The 1,498-nt window shown below is 37.2% G+C and carries 2 protein-coding genes; both read right to left on the bottom strand.

The genetic code is table 11. The features are described 5' to 3' along the window. Positions 1-30: 30 nt before the first annotated feature. Positions 31-912: an IS3 family transposase gene (locus tag IV54_RS12090; protein WP_237756681.1), complete on the bottom strand. Its 882-nt coding sequence runs from the start codon at positions 910-912 to the stop codon at positions 31-33. Continuing rightward, complete coding sequence (locus tag IV54_RS12085) at positions 909-1,445, bottom strand: helix-turn-helix domain-containing protein (protein WP_011005829.1); 537 nt, start codon at positions 1,443-1,445, stop codon at positions 909-911. Before IV54_RS12085 ends, IV54_RS12090 begins: the two co-directional genes overlap by 4 nt. Positions 1,446-1,498 lie beyond the last annotated feature (53 nt).

The raw sequence follows: 1,498 nt of genomic DNA, 5'->3' as shown, positions 1-1,498 counted from the left end.
TGAAGTGAACCCTTAAAATTGGACAAATTGTTAAGCTGCTTTTTGAACGGCGAGTTCTCGGTATTTTACCGGGGGCTTGCCGTTTAATTTTGTTTTGATACGACGGTTGTTATAGAAGTCTATCCAATCTTTCATTGCTTGAATTAGGCTAGTTTTATCTTCAAAATGTTCATCCATCATTTCTGCTTTCATAATATGAAAGAATGACTCCATTACTGCATTATCAAGGCAAGTCGCTTTACGAGACATACTTTGGAATGCATGATGTTCTTTCAAGAGCGTTCGCCATTGGCGATGTTGATACTGAAAGCCTTGGTCAGTATGAACTGTTGTCCGATAATTTAGTGCCGGAAGTCCTTCTAAAGCTTCTTTGAGCGGTTTAATGGCGAATTCAACTGTTGGATGTTCACTTATATTAAATGCTAAAATTTCTCCAGAGAATAAATCTAGTACCGGTTCCAAATAAACGCGTTCATTTGTTCCCATAGATCCATATCGAAATTCACTGACGTCTGCTACAAGTTTTTGATAGGGTCTGTCGGTCTTAAAGCGACGCTTTAACCGATTAGGGGCAATCATACCAACTAATCCTTTATACGAGTTATATTTACGAGTTTGGCGATTAAAGGCATGACATATCCAGGCATGTTCTTGCATAATACGTAAAACCCGCTTGTGATTTATCTGAAATCTTAAATCATGCAGAGCACTTGTAATTCGACGGTACCCGTACTTCTTTGTGTATTTTAAATCTTGTTGTCGAATTTCATCAATTGCTTGAATAACTTGATCGTCATTGAATTTTCGACCTTCATGATTTCGAGTGTAGTAATACGTGCTACGCGGTATTTTAATTACTTTGAGAATCAATTTAATTGATACTTGGAATATTTGCCTCAACTCAGTCGCTATTTTCGAGATTTCCTTTGTGCTGATTTTTTCCGAGCTAAGGCTTCTAATTTTTTTAAGTATTCATTCTCAATCTTCAACATTTGATTCTCTTTTTGGAGTTGCTTTAAAGTATCTTTTGTTGTTGAGTTGTCCTTTTGGACAACTGGTTTAGCGTTCTCATTCTTGTGTTTTGCCATATTTTTCGAGTTGCCTCGCTTTCGCTCAAGCCCTTCAATTCCTAATGTCTCAAATCGCTTTTCCCATTGCCAAATTGTACTTGGCGAGGATAAATTAAAGTGTAAGGCGGTTACTGGAAGTGAGGCCTGATTTTGTTTCCTCCAGTTTAATACATCAACTTTAAACTGACTAGTGTATTCTAAGTCCATGGCTTTTGGCTGAAGTCCTTTAATACCAAATCTTTCAAATCGCTGAATCCAAATTGAAACGGTAGCCTTGCTGCCAATCCCATACTTTCTCGCTAGTGAATAAGCTGCCTGACCACTTAAATACTCGGTGACAATCTTAACTTTAAAATCGAAATTAAATTTACTCATAAATGAAACCCCCAAAATTGGATTTTTCTGTCCAACCTTGGGGGTTCACTTTA

The sequence above is a fragment of the Levilactobacillus paucivorans genome, from assembly GCF_001437125.1.
Lineage (GTDB): Bacteria > Bacillota > Bacilli > Lactobacillales > Lactobacillaceae > Levilactobacillus > Levilactobacillus paucivorans.
The sequence above is the reverse complement of the archived record's forward strand: the minus strand, read 5'-3'. Positions and strand labels throughout refer to the sequence as shown.